Here is a 16254-nt window from a genome sequence, read left to right as displayed (position 1 = left end):
CCGCCGCAGGGGCTGGCGGCCGTCATGACTGCGTTGTTGCGCAAGTCTGACGGAGTAGTCAGTTTGCGGACGGGCCGTGCAGGTGCCCCCCGCACCGGGGCCGTGCGGGGGCGCACGAGAATGCGGCGCATGAAACGTCGTCCCCTCCTTGCTGGCCTGGCTCTGGCGCCTGTAGCCACCCGCAGCCTTGCCACCAATGCCGCTGACTTCGCCGCGCTGGAACGCCGCGTGCAGGGCCGAATCGGCTTCTTCGCCATCGACACCGGCAGCGGCCGCGTGATGGCCCACCGCGCTGACGAGCGATTCGCTACGGCGTCGACCTTCAAGATCCTGCTTGCCGCGCGCGTGGCCCAGGGCGTGGAGGCCAGGCGCTGGGGCTGGAACGACGCCGTGCCGCTGCGTGAGAGCGAGCGGGTGCCGCATTCGCCGGCCTTCGACCGGCTGCTGCCGCGTGGCCAAGCGACGCTGGCCGAGCTGGTGCAGGGCATCGTCGTCGAGAGCGACAACCCCTGCGCCAATGTGCTGCTGCGCCATTGCTGTGATTCGCCAGCCGGCCTGACGGCCTGGCTGCGCCAGCAGGGCGACGCGGTCACGCGCCTGGACCGTTTCGAGACCGAACTCAACGAGAACGCCCCGGGCGACCCGCGCGACACCAGCACGCCGCGCGCCTTCGCGAAGACGCTACAGCACCTGCTGCTCGGGCCGGGCCTGAAGCGGGCCAACCAGGCGCGGCTGTGGGCCGACCTGCAGGCCTCGCGCACCGGCCTGAAGCGGTTGCGGGCCGGCGTGCCGGATGCGAACTGGCGCGTCATCGACAAGACCGGCAGCGGCGGCCGTGGCGCGGTCAACGACGTGGCTCTGGTGTTCCCGCCGGGCAGCCGTTCGCCCTGGGTCGTTGTTGCCTTTCAGTCGGATTCCAAGGCCGCGGCCGACGAGCTCAACGCGGTGCATGCGGACGCGATGCGCGGGCTGGTGAGGGCCTGGGCTTGAACAACGCGAGTCGGCGCCAGTACGAGGCCCGCATGCACCGCGTGCAGGCCCACATCGACCGGCATCTGGACGCGCCGCTGGACCTGGAGGCGCTGGCCGCCGTCGCTCACTTCTCGCCCTATCACTTCCACCGCCTCTTCCTGGCCTGGACGGGCCAGACCCTGGGCGACTACCTGGCGCGCCGTCGCCTGGAGAAGGCCGCTCAGCGGCTGCGCGGCCAGCCGGATTCGACCGTGCTGAGCATCGCGCTCAGCGTGGGCTATGGCTCGGCCGAGGCCTTCTCGCGGGCCTTCAAGCAGCGCTTCGGCCTGCCACCGGCGCAATGGCGCAATCTCGATCAGGCCGATAGCAATCTGGATCAAGCCGGCGCCGGGCTGGACGACGAGCATGGCTTCTCCCGCAACCGTGACGAAGGAGATCCCGTGAACGTCCGCCTCATCGACCGCCCGCCTGTGCGCATGGGCTATCTGCGCTACCAGGGCGCCTATGGCCCTGCCCTTGGCCGCTTCTGGGCCGAGACCTTCAACCCCTGGCTGGCCACGCAGAACCTCGGTGCCGTGTCGCGCTTCGGCATCAGCCACGACGACCCCAGCCTCGTGCCGCCCGAGCAATGCCGCTACGACGCCGGCGTGGCCGTGCCGGATGACTGGGCGCCCAACGGCGGCGCCATCGTCACCGAGTTGCCCGGTGGCCGCTATGCGGCGCTGGACTTCGAAGGCACGGCCGCCGAGATCGGCGCCGCCTGGGCGGCCATGATGGGCCGGTGGCTGCCGAGCAGCGGCCTGCAGCTGGATGCGCGGCCCTGCTTCGAGCACTACGGGCCGCAGTCGAAATTCGACTTCAAGACCGGTGTGTTCGACTGCGAGCTGTGCATCCCTGTCGCGCCGCTATGACCCGCTCTTGTCGGACGCTCTTGCGGGCCGAGCGCCGGGCCGCTCCCTAGCCGGCCCGCCTAGGGCGATGTGCTTGCGGCTTGATGCCGCAAGCATCGCCGTCCCCGCGGGGGACCGACCAGGCACGCCGGCGTTCAGCGCGGCGAGACTGGGCGAGGGGTTTCATAGTTGTGCGAACTCGCTGACCGTGCGGGCGCGCCCGGTCTGCTTGGCCTGGTAGAGGGCGCGATCGGCGCGGTCGATGGCCAGGTGCAGGTCCTCGCCGGGCGCGCATTCCGCCACGCCGGCGGAGAAGGTGACGTGCAGGCCCGGCACGATGCTGTCAAAGGAGGCCGCTTCCAGCGCGTCGCGCAGGCGCTCGACCAGGGCTGCGGCCGTGTCGGCGCTGGCCTGCGGCGTGACGACGAGGAACTCCTCGCCACCCCAGCGCCCGGCGAAATCGCTGGTGCGCAGCGTCGCGTGCAGGGTGGCCGCGAAATGACGCAGCACCGCATCGCCCACGCCGTGGCCGTGGCGGTCGTTGACGGTCTTGAAGTGGTCGATGTCGATCAGCACCAGGCTCATCACATGGCCATGCTGGCGCTGGTTCAGCTGCTCGGCGGCGAGGCGCTCGCTCAAATGGCGGCGGTTGCTGATCTGGGTCAGCTCGTCGTGGTGGGCCAGGTACTGGATGCGCCCCAGCGCAGCGCGCAGTTCGGCGGTGCGCGCGCTGAGCTTGGCGCGCAGCCGCGCCATGTTGACCGACAGCACCGACACCGCCGTCATCAGGATGGCCGCGAAGCTGAAGTGCAGGGACTCGACTGCCGCGGGAAAGTTGGCCGGGTCCGTCGTGGCGCCATAGCCCATCGCGACGGCCAGCGACGCCAGCCCGAACAGATAGAGCCCGAAGGCCTGGCGCTGCGACAGCACGAACATGCCCCAAACGAGGTTGAGCAGCATGATGGCGATGATGGCGCCGCGCAGCGGTGGGTCGATGGCATAGCCCCAGGCCGTGATCAGCGCGCCGAAGACCGATTGCGGCAGCGTCAGCGACCGGTCGCGTGCCAGATGACGGCTCAGGCCCGTGCGAACCAGCACGTAAAAGCCCGCGATGCCGGCGAGGCCGACGCCGCTGATCCAGGCACCGGCGCCGGCCTCCATCAGACCGAGGTTGACCTGCACGGCCACGTTCAGCGCGAACAGGCCGTAGACCGTCAGCGCCAGCAGTGTCAGCTTCACCGCGCCGCGGCCCTGGCCTTTCGGGCCCAGCAGCCAATCCGCCCAGCTCGCGGGAGCAGGTGCAGGATGGGGCGCGAGTTTGGGCACGGTGGATGGCGGGTTGAGATGCCGGGCGAGGATAGCGGCCGCCGCGCTGGCGCGGCGGCGGGACACAGTTCGTTGCACGGCGAAGCGTCGCGGGGATGAAGCCGCCCACACTGCCTTCATCCCTTCAACTCTCCGTGAGCACACACCATGCCCGTCACCTGCTTCATCCGCTACGAGCTCGACCCCTTCCAGCGCGAGGCCTTCCGCGAGTACGCGCAGGCCTGGGGCCGCATCATTCCGCGCCTGGGCGGCCGGCTGCTGGGCTACTGGCTGCCGCACGAGGGCACGAACTACGAGGCCTGGGGCCTGGTCGGTTTCGACTCGCTGGCCGACTACGAGGCCTACCGCGTCCGCCTCAAGGCCGACCCCGAGGCGCGGGCCAATTTCGAGTTCGCGCAGAAGCAGCGCTTCATCCTGCGCGAGGAGCGCACTTTCTGTGAGGATGTGCAGCCATGATCGCCGTCATCTTTGAAGTCCAGCCCACCGACGAGGGCCGCCAGGCCTACCTCGACCATGCCGCCGCGCTGAAGCCACTGCTGGAGCGCATGGACGGCTTCATCTCGGTGGAGCGCTTCCAGAGCCTGACGCAACCGGACAAGCTCTTGTCTCTGTCCTTCTGGCGCGACGAGGAGGCGGTGCGCGGCTGGCGTGAGGTGGAGCGGCATCGCGAGGCCCAGGCGGCCGGGCGCGGCGGGCTGTTCAAGGACTACCGGCTGCGGGTGGCGCATGTGGTGCGCGATTACGGCCTGAACGAGCGCGAACAGGTCCCTCGATGAACGCCGAACCCCGCCTTGCGCGCATTGCCGCGGCCATCGCCGACCCGACGCGAGCACGGACGTTGGCCCGCCTGCTCGATGGCCGCCTGCACACGGCCGGCGAGCTGGCCACGCATGCCGGCGTGGGCGCGGCGACGATGTCGGCCCACCTGAAGCTGCTCGTCGACGAGGGCCTGGCCCGCGTGCGGCCGCAGGGGCGACATCGCTATTTCGGCCTGGCCGATGGCGACGTGGCGCATGCACTGGAGGCGCTGCTGCGCTTGGCGGATCGCCGCGATGGCATCGACGAGCCGGCGGCCGACTTGAAGCGCTGGCAGCGGCCGGAGATGCGCGGCCTGCGGCATGCGCGCAGTTGCTATGGCCACCTGGCCGGCGAGCTGGGCGTGCGGCTGCATGACGTCCTTTGCTCGCGCGGCTGGGTGGAGCGGGCGGGCAGTGCAGAACGGTTGACGGACACGGCGCGCGCGGCGCTGCAGGCGCAAGGACTGGAATTGGCGACCGTGGCTGCGGGCCGGGCGCTCTATCCGTGCGTGGACTGGTCCGAGCGACGCGAGCATTTCGCGGGCGCCGAGGCCGTGGCTTTGCTGGAGGCGTTGCTGGCGCGCGGCTGGCTGCGCCGCCGCGACACGTCGCGCGAACTGGTCTTGACGCCCACCGGCCAACGCGAATTCGTCGACGGGCTGTTGGCCGGTTGAGCCACGTGGCCGGCGCCGCGGGCGCGTTGGCGTAGAGCTTGCTATTCATGCGGCGCTACCACCCGCCGCATCCCTATGCCCATTCATCCTTGCTTTCCCGCCGCGCGGTTCACCCCCTGGGGCCGATCGGCCGCGTCACTGACGGGCTTGCTTGCGATGCCCGCACTGGCCGCCGAGCAGGTGCCGGCCGCCCAGATCAACGCCGGCGACACCGCCTGGCTGCTCAGCGCCACCGCATTGGTCCTGCTGATGACGCTGCCCGGCCTGGCGCTGTTCTATGCCGGCATGGTGCGCAAGAAGAACATCCTGGCCGTCATGGCCCAGACGCTGGCCTGCGCCGCGCTGGTGACGCTGCTGTGGTTCGTCTGTGGCTACAGCCTGGCGTTCGAGCCGGGGCCGGCCGGGCTGGAGCGCTGGATCGGCGGCCTGGGTGGCGCCGGGCTGGGCAATGTGCTGCATGACAAGGCGACCGGCCTGGTCAGCGTGCATCCGCTGATGCCCAGCGTGCCGGCGGCGGTGTTCGCGCTGTTCCAGCTCAGCTTCGCCGTCATCACGCCCTGCCTGGTCATCGGCGCGGTAGCCGAGCGCATGCGCTTCGCCAGCCTGCTGGCCTTTCTCGGGTTGTGGTCGCTGTTCGTCTACGTGCCGGTGGCGCACTGGGTTTGGGCGCCGCAGGGTTGGCTGGCCCAGTTGGGTGCGCTGGACTTTGCCGGCGGCACGGTGGTGCACATCAACGCCGGGGTCGCGGGTCTGGTGGCCGCGTGGATGCTCGGCCCGCGCGTGGGCTTCGGCCGTGCTGCACTCACGCCGGCCAACCTGGCCTACACGATGACCGGCGCCGGCCTGCTGTGGGTGGGCTGGATGGGCTTCAACGGCGGCTCGGCCGGCGCGGCGGATGGACGGGCCGGCATCGCAATGCTCAACACGCAGCTCGGTGCCGCGGCGGCTGCGCTGTCGTGGATGGCGGCTGAATGGGTGACGCGGCGCACGCCGACGCTGCTGGGCCTGTGTAGCGGCGCCGTGGCGGGGCTGGTGGCCATCACGCCGGCCTGCGGCTTCGTGACGCCGGCTTCGGCCGTGCTCATCGGCCTGACGGCCGGCGCGGCCTGCTACTGGGGTGCCACCGGGCTCAAGCGCTGGCTGCGCGCCGACGACTCGCTGGACGTGTTCGGCGTGCACGGCGTGGGCGGCATCGTCGGCGCGCTGCTGACCGGTCTGTTGGCCGATCCGCGGGTGGGTGGCGTGACCGGGTCGCTGGGCACGCAGGCCGTGGCGGTCCTGGCCACGGTGGCTTTCAGCGCGGTCATGACGGCGGGCATCCTGCTGCTGGTCTATCTGCTGCTGGGCGGGCTGCGCGTGGATGCGGCGCGCGAGCAGCAGGGGCTGGATCTCAGCCAGCACGGCGAGCAGGTGGCGTGATGGCCAGCGACAGCGAGAAGCTGGCCGTGGCCGCCCACCTGCATGTGCTGATGCGCCGCAAGATGGGTCGCGTGACGGACGTCGAATGGCTGGTGCGCAACGCCGACTACGCGCGGGAGATCATCCGCCTGGCCTGCCAGCAGGCCGAGCATCCAGAGGTGGCGGATTGGGGCGCGCGGCTGCAAGCCATGCTCTTCCCGAAACCGCCGCCGGCGGCACCAACGCCTGTAAGTGCGCGTGCAGTGGCGGCGGCCCGCTACATCGGTGGCCTGCGCTGACGCGTCTTCTCCGCGTGGCCCGGCATGGCGTTGTACAACGCATGCCATGCACATCACCCGCATCGCGCCGCTCGTCGCGGCCTACTTCGCAGCCAGCCTCGCCCACTTCAGTCACAACGCTCAGTACATCGCCTTCTATCCTGGCATGCCGGCATGGCTGACCCCGGGGACGGTCTGGTTGTGCTGGTTTGCGGTTTGCGCCGTTGGCCTGTTGGCATGGGTGCTGACGCGCCTGGGTCTGCCCACGCTTGGCCTGCTGGCCCTTGGCGTTTATGGCGCCCTGGGCCTGGATGGCCTGCTGCACTATCGTCTGGGGCTGTGCTCGCAGCACACGCTGATGGCCAATCTGACGATCTGGGCCGAGGCGACGACGGGGCTGATGCTGTTGCTGGTGTCGGCCGTGCTGTTCGCGAGACGGCTGTCGTTGGTGAACACTCAAACACGTCAGGGCTGAAATGATCGAACTCCCTACCCTGCTGGCCTTCACGCTGCTCAACATGAGCTTTGCCCTCATTCCAGGGCCGGATGTCATCTGCATCCTCTCCAACGCGGTCTCGCGCGGCACGGCCGCAGGAGCCAAGGTGTGCCTGGGCATTGCCTGCGCTGCGTTGGTTCACGTCGCGGCCGCCACCCTGGGACTCACCGCCTTCCTGGCCGCCGTTCCCACGGCATTTCTGGTGGTCAAGGCGGTCGGCGCGGCCTACCTGGTGTGGCTGGGCTGGCAGATGCTGCGCCACCCCACCGAGGTGGCTGCCGGCCCCGTGAACAGCCGTTGGTCTTCGCCGTTTGCCCAGGGCGCTTTGTCCAACCTGTTCAATCCCAAAGTGGCCATCTTCTTCCTGGCCATCCTGCCGCAGTTCATCGACCCCGCCCTGGGCCATCCCGGCTGGCAGGCGGCCCTGCTGGGCATGGTGTCCATCGTCTCGGGCACGGCGGTCAACCTGTGCACCGCCGCGCTGGGCGGCAGGGCCAGGCATTGGCTGCTCGCCAAGCCGCGCATCTTCCAGCGCTTCCAGCAGCTCGCGGGCGCTGCGCTGGTGGGGCTGGGCATCAAGGTCGCCCTGGAGCGCGCTCGCTGATACGGGGAGACCGCATGCCCACGCTCGACCACCTGATCCTCAAGGTCAACGACCTGGACGCCAGCGTGCGCTTCTACGTCGACGTGATGGGCTTCACCGATGCCGGCCGCGACGGTCCCTTCACTGTCATCAAGGCTGGGCCGGACTGTCAGCTGCAGCTCGCCCCCTGGGGCACGCCGGGCTTCGAGCACTACGCCTTTGCAGTGACCCGCGCCGAGTTCGAGACCATCTTCGAGCGCATCAAGGCGGCGGGCCTGGGCTATGGGCCGACCTTTGATTCCGTGGGTACGAACACGGGGCCGGGCAGCGAGGTGGGTGCGCGTGGGCCGGGGCCGACGCTCTATTTCAACGATCCCAACAAGCACCTGATCGAGATCAGGACCTACGAAGGTTAGCGCTTGCTTTTCGGCGGCACGAGGGGCGCGCCGCGCTGGCCGGTGGTGAGATCCCACTGGTAGACCTCGCGCGTGGCCCTGTCGACGGCGTAATGGCCCAGCAGATGGCTGGCGTCCTTGGGCTCCTTGGGGCCGTCGAAGCGCAGCGTGAAGACGAAGTCGGCGTCGGTGGGGTGGCGCTTGCAGCGGTAGTCGCCGCGCTTGTTGGGGCCAGCCAGGTGCAGGGCACGGGCGGTGCCGATCAGCTTCAGGCAGGCCTGGCGCTCGGTCAGTCCGGCGGCATGGGCGGGCCAGGCCGCGGTGGCGACAAGGGCAGCAGACAGGAGCAGCCGGAACATGCCGGCGAGTATCAGCCCTCAGCCCTCAGCCCACCTGAGCCGGCACGCTCCAGCGCTTGGTCACGTCGCCGCGCGTGTTGACGCTTTCCAGCTGCACGCCAAAGCCCCAGAGGCGGCCGACATGCTTGAGCACTTCCTGGGCGCTGTCGTGCAGCGGGCGGTTCAGGTGCTGCACGTGGCGCAGCGTCAGCGAGCGGTCGCCGCGCAGGTTGACGTTCCAGACCTGGATGTTGGGCTCGCGGGTGGACAGGTCGTACTGGCGCGCCAGCGCCTGGCGCACGTGGCGGTAGCCGCCTTCGTCGTGGATGGCGGAGATCTCGTACTCGCTCTTGGCCTCGTCGTCGATGATGGAGAAGAGGCGGAAGTCGCGCATGATCTTCGGGCTCAGGTACTGGCCGATGAAGCTCTCGTCCTTGAAGTTGCGCATCGCGTGGTCGAGCGTGGGCAGCCAGTCACTGCCGGCGATGTCGGGGAACCAGTCGCGGTCTTCATCCGTCGGGTTCTCGCAGATGCGCTTGATGTCGGTGTACATCGCGAAGCCCAACGCATACGGGTTGAGGTTGGCGTTGGGATGCTGGTAGACGACGTTGGTGTGGGACTTGAGCCACTCGATCATCATGCCGTCGCTCAAGTAGCCGTCGTCGTACATCTGGTTGAGCAGGCGGTGGTGCCAGAAGGTGGCCCAGCCTTCGTTCATCACCTGCGTCTGGCGCTGCGGGTAGAAGTACTGCGCGATCTTGCGCACGATGCGCACGACCTCGCGCTGCCAGGGGTCCAGCAGCGGCGCGTTCTTCTCGATGAAGTACAGCAGGTTCTCCTGCGGCTCGTCGGGGAAGCGGCGGCTCTCGGCGGCTTCGTCGGGGCGGTCGGCCTTCTTGGGCAGGGTGCGCCACAGGTCGTTGATCTGCGACTGCGCGTGCTGCTCGCGGTCCTTCAGCCGCGCGCGCTCTTCGGCCAGCGACAGCTTGGCCGGGCGGCGGTAGCGGTCCACGCCGTGGTTCATCAGCGCGTGGCAGGAGTCGAGCAGGGTTTCGACGGCATCGACGCCGTAGCGCTCCTCGCAGTCGGCGACGTAGTTCTTGGCGTAGACGAGGTAGTCGATGATGGACGAGGCGTCCGTCCACATGCGGAACAGGTAGTTCCCCTTGAAGAAGCTGTTGTGGCCGTAGCAGGCGTGGGCGATGACCAGGGCCTGCATGGCCAGCGTGTTCTCCTCCATCAGGTAGGCGATGCAGGGGTCGGAGTTGATGACGATCTCGTAGGCCAGGCCCATCTGGCCGCGCTTGTAGTTGCGCTCGGTGCTGATGAACTCCTTGCCGTAGCTCCAGTGCCGGTAGTTGACCGGCATGCCGACGGAGGCATAGGCGTCCATCATCTGCTCGGCGGTGATGACCTCGAGCTGGTTGGCATAGGTGTCCAGGCCGAAGCGCTCGGCGGTGTTCTTGATGACGGTGTGGTACTCGTCGATGAGATCGAAGCTCCAGTCATTGGGCGAGGGCAGGGGCTGGCTGGGTCTGCGCAACAGCGGCTTCATGCGCCGCAGCGGCAGGTGCTGGCGGCGGTCGGGCATGCCGGCCGGCGGGTTGGCCGGGCGCTCGTGGTGACGGCGGTCCTCTTTACTGCTCATGTCAGCCCCTCGTCCAACGAGTACGTCGGCCGGCCTTGCAGGCCGCGCCGCAGCTTGCGCTGCGGTTCTTCGGTAGGCACGGCGAGTCCACAGGACTCACCGAGTCCGGCCTCAGCCCCCGAGGGGATGTGGCCCGGCTTGGGAGCGGCCCGGCGCTCGGTCCTCATGTGGAGGCCCCTTCCTTCTTGAACAGCTCACGGAAGACGGGGTAGATCTGCGAGGCCTCGACGGCCTTGCGCATGGCGAAGTGGCGGGCGTCCTCGCTGAGCTTCTGGTATTCCTCCCACAGGTTCTGTTCGGGTTCGGCTACCTGCACATAGGCGAAGTAGCGGCACAGCGGCAGGATCTTGTCGGCCAGCAGCTCGCGGCAGCGGCCGCTGTCGTGGTGCCAGTTGTCGCCGTCGCTGGCCTGGGCGCCGTAGATATTCCACTCGGTCGGCGAGTAGCGCTCCTTGATGATCTGCTCCATCAGCACCAGGGCGCTGGAGACCACGGTGCCGCCGGTCTCTGTCGCATGAAAGAAGTTCTGCTCGTCGACCTCCTGCGCCTGCGTGTGGTGGCGGATGAAGACGACGTCGATCTTCTCGTAGTGCCGCGTCAGAAAGAGATAGAGCAGGATGAAGAAGCGCTTGGCCAGGTCCTTGCGGCCTTCGTCCATGGAGCCGGACACGTCCATCAGGCAGAACATGACGGCGCGCGTCGTCGGCACCGGGATGCGCACGCGGGCACGGAAGCGCAGGTCGATGGGGTCGAGGAAGGGGATGGCCTTGAGGCGCTCGCGCAGATGCTGGATGCGCTCACGGGTTTCGAGCAGCAGTCGCGGCGTTTCGGGGCGGTCTTCCTTCAGCAGCTCCTGCTCGCGGGCCTCGAGTTCGTGCAGCTCGCGGCGCTTGTCCATGCCCAGCGCGATGCGCCGGCCCAGGGCGCCGCGCATCGAGCGTACGACGTGCAGATTGGTGGGCGTGCCGTCGGAGACGAAGCCGGCGCGCTGGCTGCGCCACTCGGGCGTGTCGGCCAGCGTCGTGCGGGCAAGATTGGGCAGGGCCAGGTCCTCGAAGAAGACCTGCATGAACTCTTCCTTGCTGAGGTGGAAGACGAAGTCGTCCTCACCCTCGCCAGTGTCGCTGGCCTCGCCGCCTCCGCCGCCACCGCCCTGCCCACCCTTGGGCTTGGCAATGCGGTCGCCCTTCACATACTCCTGGTTGCCTGGCCGCACAACCTCGCGCACGCCGCCGTCGCCATGGCCGAAGACGGGCTCGCTCAGGTCCTTCTTGGGGATGTGCACATCCTCGCCGCGCTCCATGTCGCGGATGCCACGGCCATCGACCGCGCGTTTCACCGCCTCGCGGATCTGCTCCTTATGGCGACGCAAGAAGCGCTCGCGGTTGCCGATCGACTTGTTCTTGCCGGAGAGGCGCCGGTCGATGATCTGTTGAAGCGACATCAGCAGTGGCCGGTTGCGTTCAGGAACTCTTGCGCACCCTCAAGTACCACTCGCACAACAGCCGCACCTGCTTGGCCGTGTAGCCCTTGTCCACCATGCGCTGCACGAAGTTCTCGTGCTTCTTGGCGTCCTCGGCGCTGGCCTTGGCGTTGAAGCTGATGACAGGCAGCAACTCCTCGGTGTTGGAGAACATCTTCTTCTCGATGACGGTGCGCAGCTTCTCGTAGCTCGTCCACAGCGGGTTCTTGCCCGCGTTGTTGGCGCGCGCACGCAGCACGAAGTTGACGATCTCGTTGCGGAAGTCCTTGGGGTTGGAGATGCCGGCCGGCTTCTCGATCTTCTCGAGCTCGGCGTTCAGCGACGCGCGGTCGAAGACCTCGCCGGTGTCGGTGTCGCGGTACTCCTGGTCCTGGATCCAGTAGTCGGCATAGGTCACGTAGCGGTCGAAGATGTTCTGGCCGTACTCGCTGTAGCTCTCCAGATAGGCGGTCTGGATTTCCTTGCCGATGAACTCGGCATAGCGCGGCGACAGCTGTTCCTTGATGTAGCTGACGTATTTCTCTTCCAGCTCCTTGGGGAACTGCTCGCGCTCGATCTGCTGCTCCAGCACATACATCAGGTGCACCGGGTTGGCCGCCACCTCGGCCGAGTCGAAGTTGAAGACCTTGGACAGGATCTTGTAGGCGAAGCGCGTGCTGATGCCGCTCATGCCTTCGTCAACGCCGGCGTAATCGCGGTACTCCTGGTAGCTCTTGGCGCGCGGGTCGGTGTCCTTGAGGTTCTCGCCGTCGTAGATCTGCATCTTGGAATACAGCGACGAGTTCTCCGGCTCCTTCAGGCGCGTGAGCACGGCGAACTGGCTCATCATCTTCAGCGTGCCCGGTGCGCACTTGGCCTCGGACAGCGACGAGCCGCGGATCAGCTTCTCGTAGATCTTGACCTCCTCGCTGACGCGCAGGCAGTAGGGCACCTTGACGATGTAGACGCGGTCGAGGAAGGCCTCGTTGTTCTTGTTGTTGCGGAAGGTCTTCCACTCGCTCTCGTTGCTGTGCGCCAGCACGATGCCGTCGAAGGGGATGGCGCCGAAGCCCTCGGTGCCCTTGTAGTTGCTTTCCTGCGTGGCGGTCAGCAGCGGGTGCAGCACCTTGATGGGCGCCTTGAACATTTCGACGAACTCCAGCAGGCCCTGGTTGGCCAGGCACAGGCCGCCGCTGTAGCTGTAGGCGTCGGGGTCATCCTGGGCATAGGTTTCGAGCTTGCGGATGTCGACCTTGCCGACCAGCGAGCTGATGTCCTGGTTGTTCTCGTCGCCCGGCTCTGTCTTGGCCACGCCGAGCTGCTTGAGCACGCTGGGGAAGCGCTTGACGACCTTGAACTTGCGGATGTCGCCGCCGAACTCGTCCAGGCGCTTGACGGCCCAGGGGCTGAGGACACGGTTCAGGTAGCGGCGCGGGATGCCGTAGTCGCGCTCCAGCAGCGGGCCGTCCTCGATGAGGTCGAAGAGGCCGAGGGGCGACTCATTCACCGGCGAGCCGGCCAGCGCGTAGAAGGGCACATGCTCCATCAACTGCTTGAGCCGCTCGGCGATGGAACTCTTGCCGCCGCCGACGGGCCCGAGCAGGTAGAGGATCTGCTTCTTCTCTTCCAGCCCTTGCGCGGCATGGCGGAAATAGGAGACGACCTGCTCGATGGCCTCTTCCAGGCCATAGAACTCGGCGAAGGCCGGGTAGATCTTGATGGTCTTGTTGGCGAACAGGCGCGACAGCCGCTGGTCGTTGCGCGTGTCGAGCATCTGCGGCTCGCCGATGGCCTGCAGCATGCGCTCGGCAGCCGTGGCGTAGGCCAGTGGGTTTTTCTTGCACTCTGCGAGGTAGTCCTCCAGCGAGAGCTCCTCGACCTTGCTGCGCTCGAAGCGCGCTGCGAAATGGCTGATGACGTCCATGCCGACCTCCTGCGGTTTGAACTCCACAGGGCCGCAGGCACGATCCGTGCCCGAGGGACTGGGGGGTTCTGATCGCGCCTCAACTGCAAGGCGTCATCAGAACTCTCCACTCGCTTGATCAGCAGCTTGGCGCCGCCGACCGCTCGTCAATCTCAAGAATAAGCCGCTATCTGCCCATCAACACGACCACCAACAAACCAACGCAGTTTTCCGTTGACAGGGTGCCGGGCCAGCATACGCCCGCAGTTTGGGCAAGACCTGGCACTTTTCGGGCAAACCACACGAACCCGGGGGGCTTGTGGCGGGCCGCAGACAAAGCTGTCGGTGAAGAACTGTAGCGAGAGTGGCGCGCGTCACGGATGCATCACCATCCTTGTTGGACCACGCGGGCATCGTTACTGCGCACCTAGTGTTGAGCGCCTGCCGGCAGCGTCTTGTCAGACGCCGCCGCATTGCATCGCAGCCTGCGTTGCTCAGGCGCCGCGCAGCTTGTCGAGGATGCCGGACAGGGCGTCGAGCGAGTCGAAATGGATGGCCAGTTCGCCGCTCTGAGCACCACGCTTCGTTGCCTTCTTCACGCGCACCTCGACGGTCGCGCCCAAAGCGTCGGCCAGCTCTTCTTCCAGCCGCAGCACGTCGCGGCTCTTGTCGCTCTTCACGCGCAGCAGCGGCGCCTGGCGGCCGGCGCCCTGGTGCCTGGCGACCAGCTTTTCGGCCTCACGCACACTGAGCTTCTTGGCCGCGATCTCGCTGGCCGTGGTGATCTGCGTGGCGCCATCCAGCGGCAGCAGCGCGCGGGCGTGGCCCATGTCGAGGTCGCCCGCCATCAGCATGTTCTGCACCGGCGCGCTAAGGTTCAACAGACGCAGCAGATTGCTGGCCGCGCTCCGCGAACGACCGACCGCCTGGGCCGCCTGCTCATGTGTCAGGCCGAACTCGTCGGTGAGTCGTTTCAGGCCCTGCGCTTCCTCGAGCGGGTTGAGGTCTTCGCGCTGGATGTTCTCGATCAGCGCCATCGCGGCGGCCGATTCGTCGGGCACCGCCTTGACGAGCACCGGCACCTCGCGCAGGCCGGCAAGTTTTGCCGCACGGAAGCGCCGCTCGCCGGCAATGATCTCGTAGGTCGCGCTCCCGTTCGGTGAGATCGGGCGCACGAGGATCGGTTGCATGATCCCTTGCGCCTTGATCGATTCGGCCAGCTCGTACAGCGAGCCCTCGTCCATGCGCGTGCGCGGCTGGTATTTGCCGGCCTGCAGCTGTTCGAGCTTCAGCGTGGAGGGCAAGTCGGTGGCGGGCGCTTCGCTGACCTTGGGGCCGAGCAGGGCCTCCAGGCCGAGGCCGAGGCCTTTGGGTTTCTTCGTGACCATGGGGGCGGATTGTCGATGAATGGGCGCCCCCAAACCTGCCGCTTTGCGTCAGGCCCCCCGAGGGGGTGCGGAGCGGCTCGGGAGCGGCCCGTCGCCGCTCCAGCGCTTGCCGAGGCTTTCCAGCAGCTCGCGACCCTCGGGCCAGTCGCCCAGGCCCGATTCGGCGTTCAGATGACCCCGCGGCCCGGCGATGACGACACTGCTGCCCCAGTCGGCCGCCATCTGCGTGCTGCGCTCGGCGGCGCCAAAGGGGTCGTCGCTGCTGATGACGGTGATGCTGGGGAAGGGCAGGCGCGGGCGGCGGATGGGTCGCCAGTTGTGCAGCTGGGGCGGCATGTCCGCGCGCTCGGTGTCCGGCGGGGCGACGAGCAGGGCGCCTTTCACGCGGCCGACGTGCTGGGAATGCTCGGCCCAGGCGGTGACGAGCTGGCAGCCCAGGGAATGGGCGACCAGCAGGGCCGGCGCGTCGTCCTGCAGCAGCACCTCGTCCAGCCGCGCCATCCAGTCGCCGCGGCGGGGCCAGTCCCAGTCGTGCTGCTCGACGCGCTCGTCGCCATGCAGCCGCTCCCAGCGGCTTTGCCAGTGGTCCGGGCCCGAGTTTTGCCAGCCCGGGAGAAGCAGTACACGCTCAGATTTCATGGTTTGCCCTTATCCTGCACAGTTCGATTTTCAGCGGTTGGAGCAGCGGCGATGACGTTCAAGGTGTTTGTGGATGGCCAGGAAGGCACCACGGGTTTGCGGATTCACGAGTACCTCGCGGCCCGCAGCGACATCGAGGTGCTGAAGATAGCCGCCGACAAGCGCAAGGACCCGGCCGAGCGTTCGCGTTTGCTGAACGCCGCCGATGTGGCCTTCCTGTGCCTGCCCGACGCAGCCTCGCGCGAGGCCGCCTTCATGGTCAACAACGACCGTACCTGCCTCATCGACGCCAGCACGGCCCACCGCACGGCGCCCGGCTGGGCCTTCGGCCTGCCGGAGCTGGCCAGGGGCCAGCGTGGCGCCATCCAGGCCAGCAAGCGCATCTCCAACCCGGGCTGCCATTCCAGCGCCTTCATCCTGTTGGTGCGCCCGCTGGTGGATGCCGGCCTGTTGTCCAAGGACGCCGCCATCAGCGCCACGTCCATCACCGGCTACTCGGGCGGCGGCAAGAGCATGATTGCCGAGTACGAGCAGCAGCCCTTGCCGGCCCACCTGCAGGCGCCGCGGCCCTATGGCCTGGGTCTCAAGCACAAGCATCTGCCGGAGATGGCTGCCCACACGGGGCTGGCGACGCCGCCGGTCTTCCAGCCCATCGTCAGCAGCTTCTACAAGGGCCTGGCCGTCAGTGTGCCGCTGCACCTGAGCCAGCTCAAGGCCGGCACGACGCCTGAGCAGGTCCATGCCGCGCTGGCCGCCCACTTCCAGGGCGAGCGTTTCATCAACGTGAAGCCGCTGCGCGACGCGGCCGCGCTGGATGCCGGCTTCTTCGACGTGCAGGCCTGCAACGACACCAATCGCGTCGACCTCTTCGTATTCGCCTCCGACACCCAGGTGCTGCTGATGAGCCGCCTGGACAACCTCGGCAAGGGCGCCAGCGGCGCGGCCGTGCAGAGCATGAACGTCCACCTGGGTCTGGAAGAGAGCCTCGGGCTGGTCTGAACCAGAAATCAGGGCGCTGAGGCGCAGCCCGGCGACATAGGATGACGCCTCTCTCAAGCAAACGACGG

General features: G+C 67.7%; 18 protein-coding genes. 11 read left to right on the top strand and 7 right to left on the bottom strand.

From position 1 onward, the window contains the following. Positions 1-129: 129 nt before the first annotated feature. Both bla and AC1DW0_RS04275 read left to right on the top strand, forming a co-directional pair. A complete protein-coding gene (gene bla / locus AC1DW0_RS04280; RefSeq protein ID WP_477945017.1) occupies positions 130-990 on the top strand; it encodes a class A beta-lactamase in 861 nt (286 codons plus the stop codon). Next, on the top strand, positions 987-1883 hold the full coding sequence (locus tag AC1DW0_RS04275; RefSeq protein WP_457353301.1) for an AraC family transcriptional regulator: 897 nt from the start codon (positions 987-989) through the stop codon (positions 1881-1883). Before bla ends, AC1DW0_RS04275 begins: the two co-directional genes overlap by 4 nt. 162 nt (positions 1884-2045) lie before the next feature. On the opposite strand, the gene AC1DW0_RS04270 is transcribed toward AC1DW0_RS04275, so the two are convergent. Then, positions 2046-3188, bottom strand: coding sequence for a GGDEF domain-containing protein (locus AC1DW0_RS04270; RefSeq protein ID WP_477945016.1), 1143 nt, complete (start codon positions 3186-3188; stop codon positions 2046-2048). A gap of 147 nt (positions 3189-3335) precedes the next feature. Here AC1DW0_RS04270 and AC1DW0_RS04265 point away from each other — a divergent pair, with 147 nt between their 5' ends. From AC1DW0_RS04265 to AC1DW0_RS04230, 8 genes are all read left to right on the top strand, one after another. Next, positions 3336-3644, top strand: a complete 309-nt coding sequence (locus tag AC1DW0_RS04265; protein WP_477945015.1) for an NIPSNAP family protein — start codon at positions 3336-3338, stop codon at positions 3642-3644. Continuing rightward, positions 3641-3964: an antibiotic biosynthesis monooxygenase family protein gene (locus AC1DW0_RS04260; RefSeq protein ID WP_056190972.1), complete on the top strand. Its 324-nt coding sequence runs from the start codon at positions 3641-3643 to the stop codon at positions 3962-3964. Before AC1DW0_RS04265 ends, AC1DW0_RS04260 begins: the two co-directional genes overlap by 4 nt. Next, positions 3961-4659, top strand: coding sequence for an ArsR/SmtB family transcription factor (locus tag AC1DW0_RS04255; RefSeq protein ID WP_477945014.1), 699 nt, complete (start codon positions 3961-3963; stop codon positions 4657-4659). Before AC1DW0_RS04260 ends, AC1DW0_RS04255 begins: the two co-directional genes overlap by 4 nt. 156 nt (positions 4660-4815) lie before the next feature. Continuing rightward, positions 4816-6078 (top strand): ammonium transporter, encoded by a 1263-nt coding sequence (locus tag AC1DW0_RS04250; RefSeq protein WP_457388554.1) that lies wholly within the window; start codon positions 4816-4818, stop codon positions 6076-6078. Further along, positions 6078-6356 carry a hypothetical protein gene (locus tag AC1DW0_RS04245; RefSeq protein WP_056190967.1) on the top strand — a complete coding sequence of 93 codons (279 nt, stop codon included), beginning with the start codon at positions 6078-6080 and terminating at the stop codon, positions 6354-6356. Before AC1DW0_RS04250 ends, AC1DW0_RS04245 begins: the two co-directional genes overlap by 1 nt. A 46-nt stretch (positions 6357-6402) precedes the next feature. Next, positions 6403-6810 carry a hypothetical protein gene (locus tag AC1DW0_RS04240; RefSeq protein ID WP_056190966.1) on the top strand — a complete coding sequence of 136 codons (408 nt, stop codon included), beginning with the start codon at positions 6403-6405 and terminating at the stop codon, positions 6808-6810. A 1-nt stretch (position 6811) separates the two neighbouring features. After that, on the top strand, positions 6812-7435 hold the full coding sequence (locus tag AC1DW0_RS04235) for a LysE family translocator (protein ID WP_056190964.1): 624 nt from the start codon (positions 6812-6814) through the stop codon (positions 7433-7435). Positions 7436-7449: 14 nt separating this feature from the next. After that, positions 7450-7830, top strand: coding sequence for a VOC family protein (locus AC1DW0_RS04230; RefSeq protein ID WP_056190962.1), 381 nt, complete (start codon positions 7450-7452; stop codon positions 7828-7830). Here the strand turns inward: AC1DW0_RS04230 and AC1DW0_RS04225 are convergent. The 6 genes from AC1DW0_RS04225 to AC1DW0_RS04200 all read right to left on the bottom strand — a co-directional run bounded on the left by AC1DW0_RS04225 (position 7827) and on the right by AC1DW0_RS04200 (position 15187). After that, positions 7827-8168, bottom strand: a complete 342-nt coding sequence (locus AC1DW0_RS04225) for a hypothetical protein (RefSeq protein ID WP_056190960.1) — start codon at positions 8166-8168, stop codon at positions 7827-7829. The genes AC1DW0_RS04230 and AC1DW0_RS04225 overlap by 4 nt on opposite strands. Positions 8169-8193: 25 nt before the next feature. Then, on the bottom strand, positions 8194-9795 hold the full coding sequence (locus tag AC1DW0_RS04220; protein ID WP_056190958.1) for a SpoVR family protein: 1602 nt from the start codon (positions 9793-9795) through the stop codon (positions 8194-8196). A 163-nt stretch (positions 9796-9958) separates the two neighbouring features. Beyond that, on the bottom strand, positions 9959-11239 hold the full coding sequence (locus AC1DW0_RS04215; protein WP_056190957.1) for a YeaH/YhbH family protein: 1281 nt from the start codon (positions 11237-11239) through the stop codon (positions 9959-9961). Positions 11240-11258: 19 nt separating this feature from the next. Continuing rightward, positions 11259-13181: a PrkA family serine protein kinase gene (locus tag AC1DW0_RS04210; protein ID WP_056192487.1), complete on the bottom strand. Its 1923-nt coding sequence runs from the start codon at positions 13179-13181 to the stop codon at positions 11259-11261. A gap of 473 nt (positions 13182-13654) precedes the next feature. After that, the gene (locus AC1DW0_RS04205) at positions 13655-14548 is read right to left on the bottom strand and encodes a ParB/RepB/Spo0J family partition protein (protein ID WP_457321550.1); all 894 of its coding nucleotides are present in this window, start codon (positions 14546-14548) and stop codon (positions 13655-13657) included. Between the two features lie 48 nt (positions 14549-14596). Further along, positions 14597-15187, bottom strand: coding sequence for an RBBP9/YdeN family alpha/beta hydrolase (locus AC1DW0_RS04200; RefSeq protein WP_457321548.1), 591 nt, complete (start codon positions 15185-15187; stop codon positions 14597-14599). A 51-nt stretch (positions 15188-15238) separates the two neighbouring features. Between AC1DW0_RS04200 and argC the strand changes: the two genes are divergently transcribed. Further along, positions 15239-16186, top strand: coding sequence for an N-acetyl-gamma-glutamyl-phosphate reductase (argC, locus tag AC1DW0_RS04195; protein ID WP_457388552.1), 948 nt, complete (start codon positions 15239-15241; stop codon positions 16184-16186). The last annotated feature ends 68 nt before the right edge of the window (positions 16187-16254 follow it).

The sequence above is a fragment of the Roseateles sp. P4_D2 genome (assembly GCF_056401875.1).
Note: the sequence above shows the minus strand (reverse complement) of the source record. Positions and strands in the feature narration are given on the sequence as shown.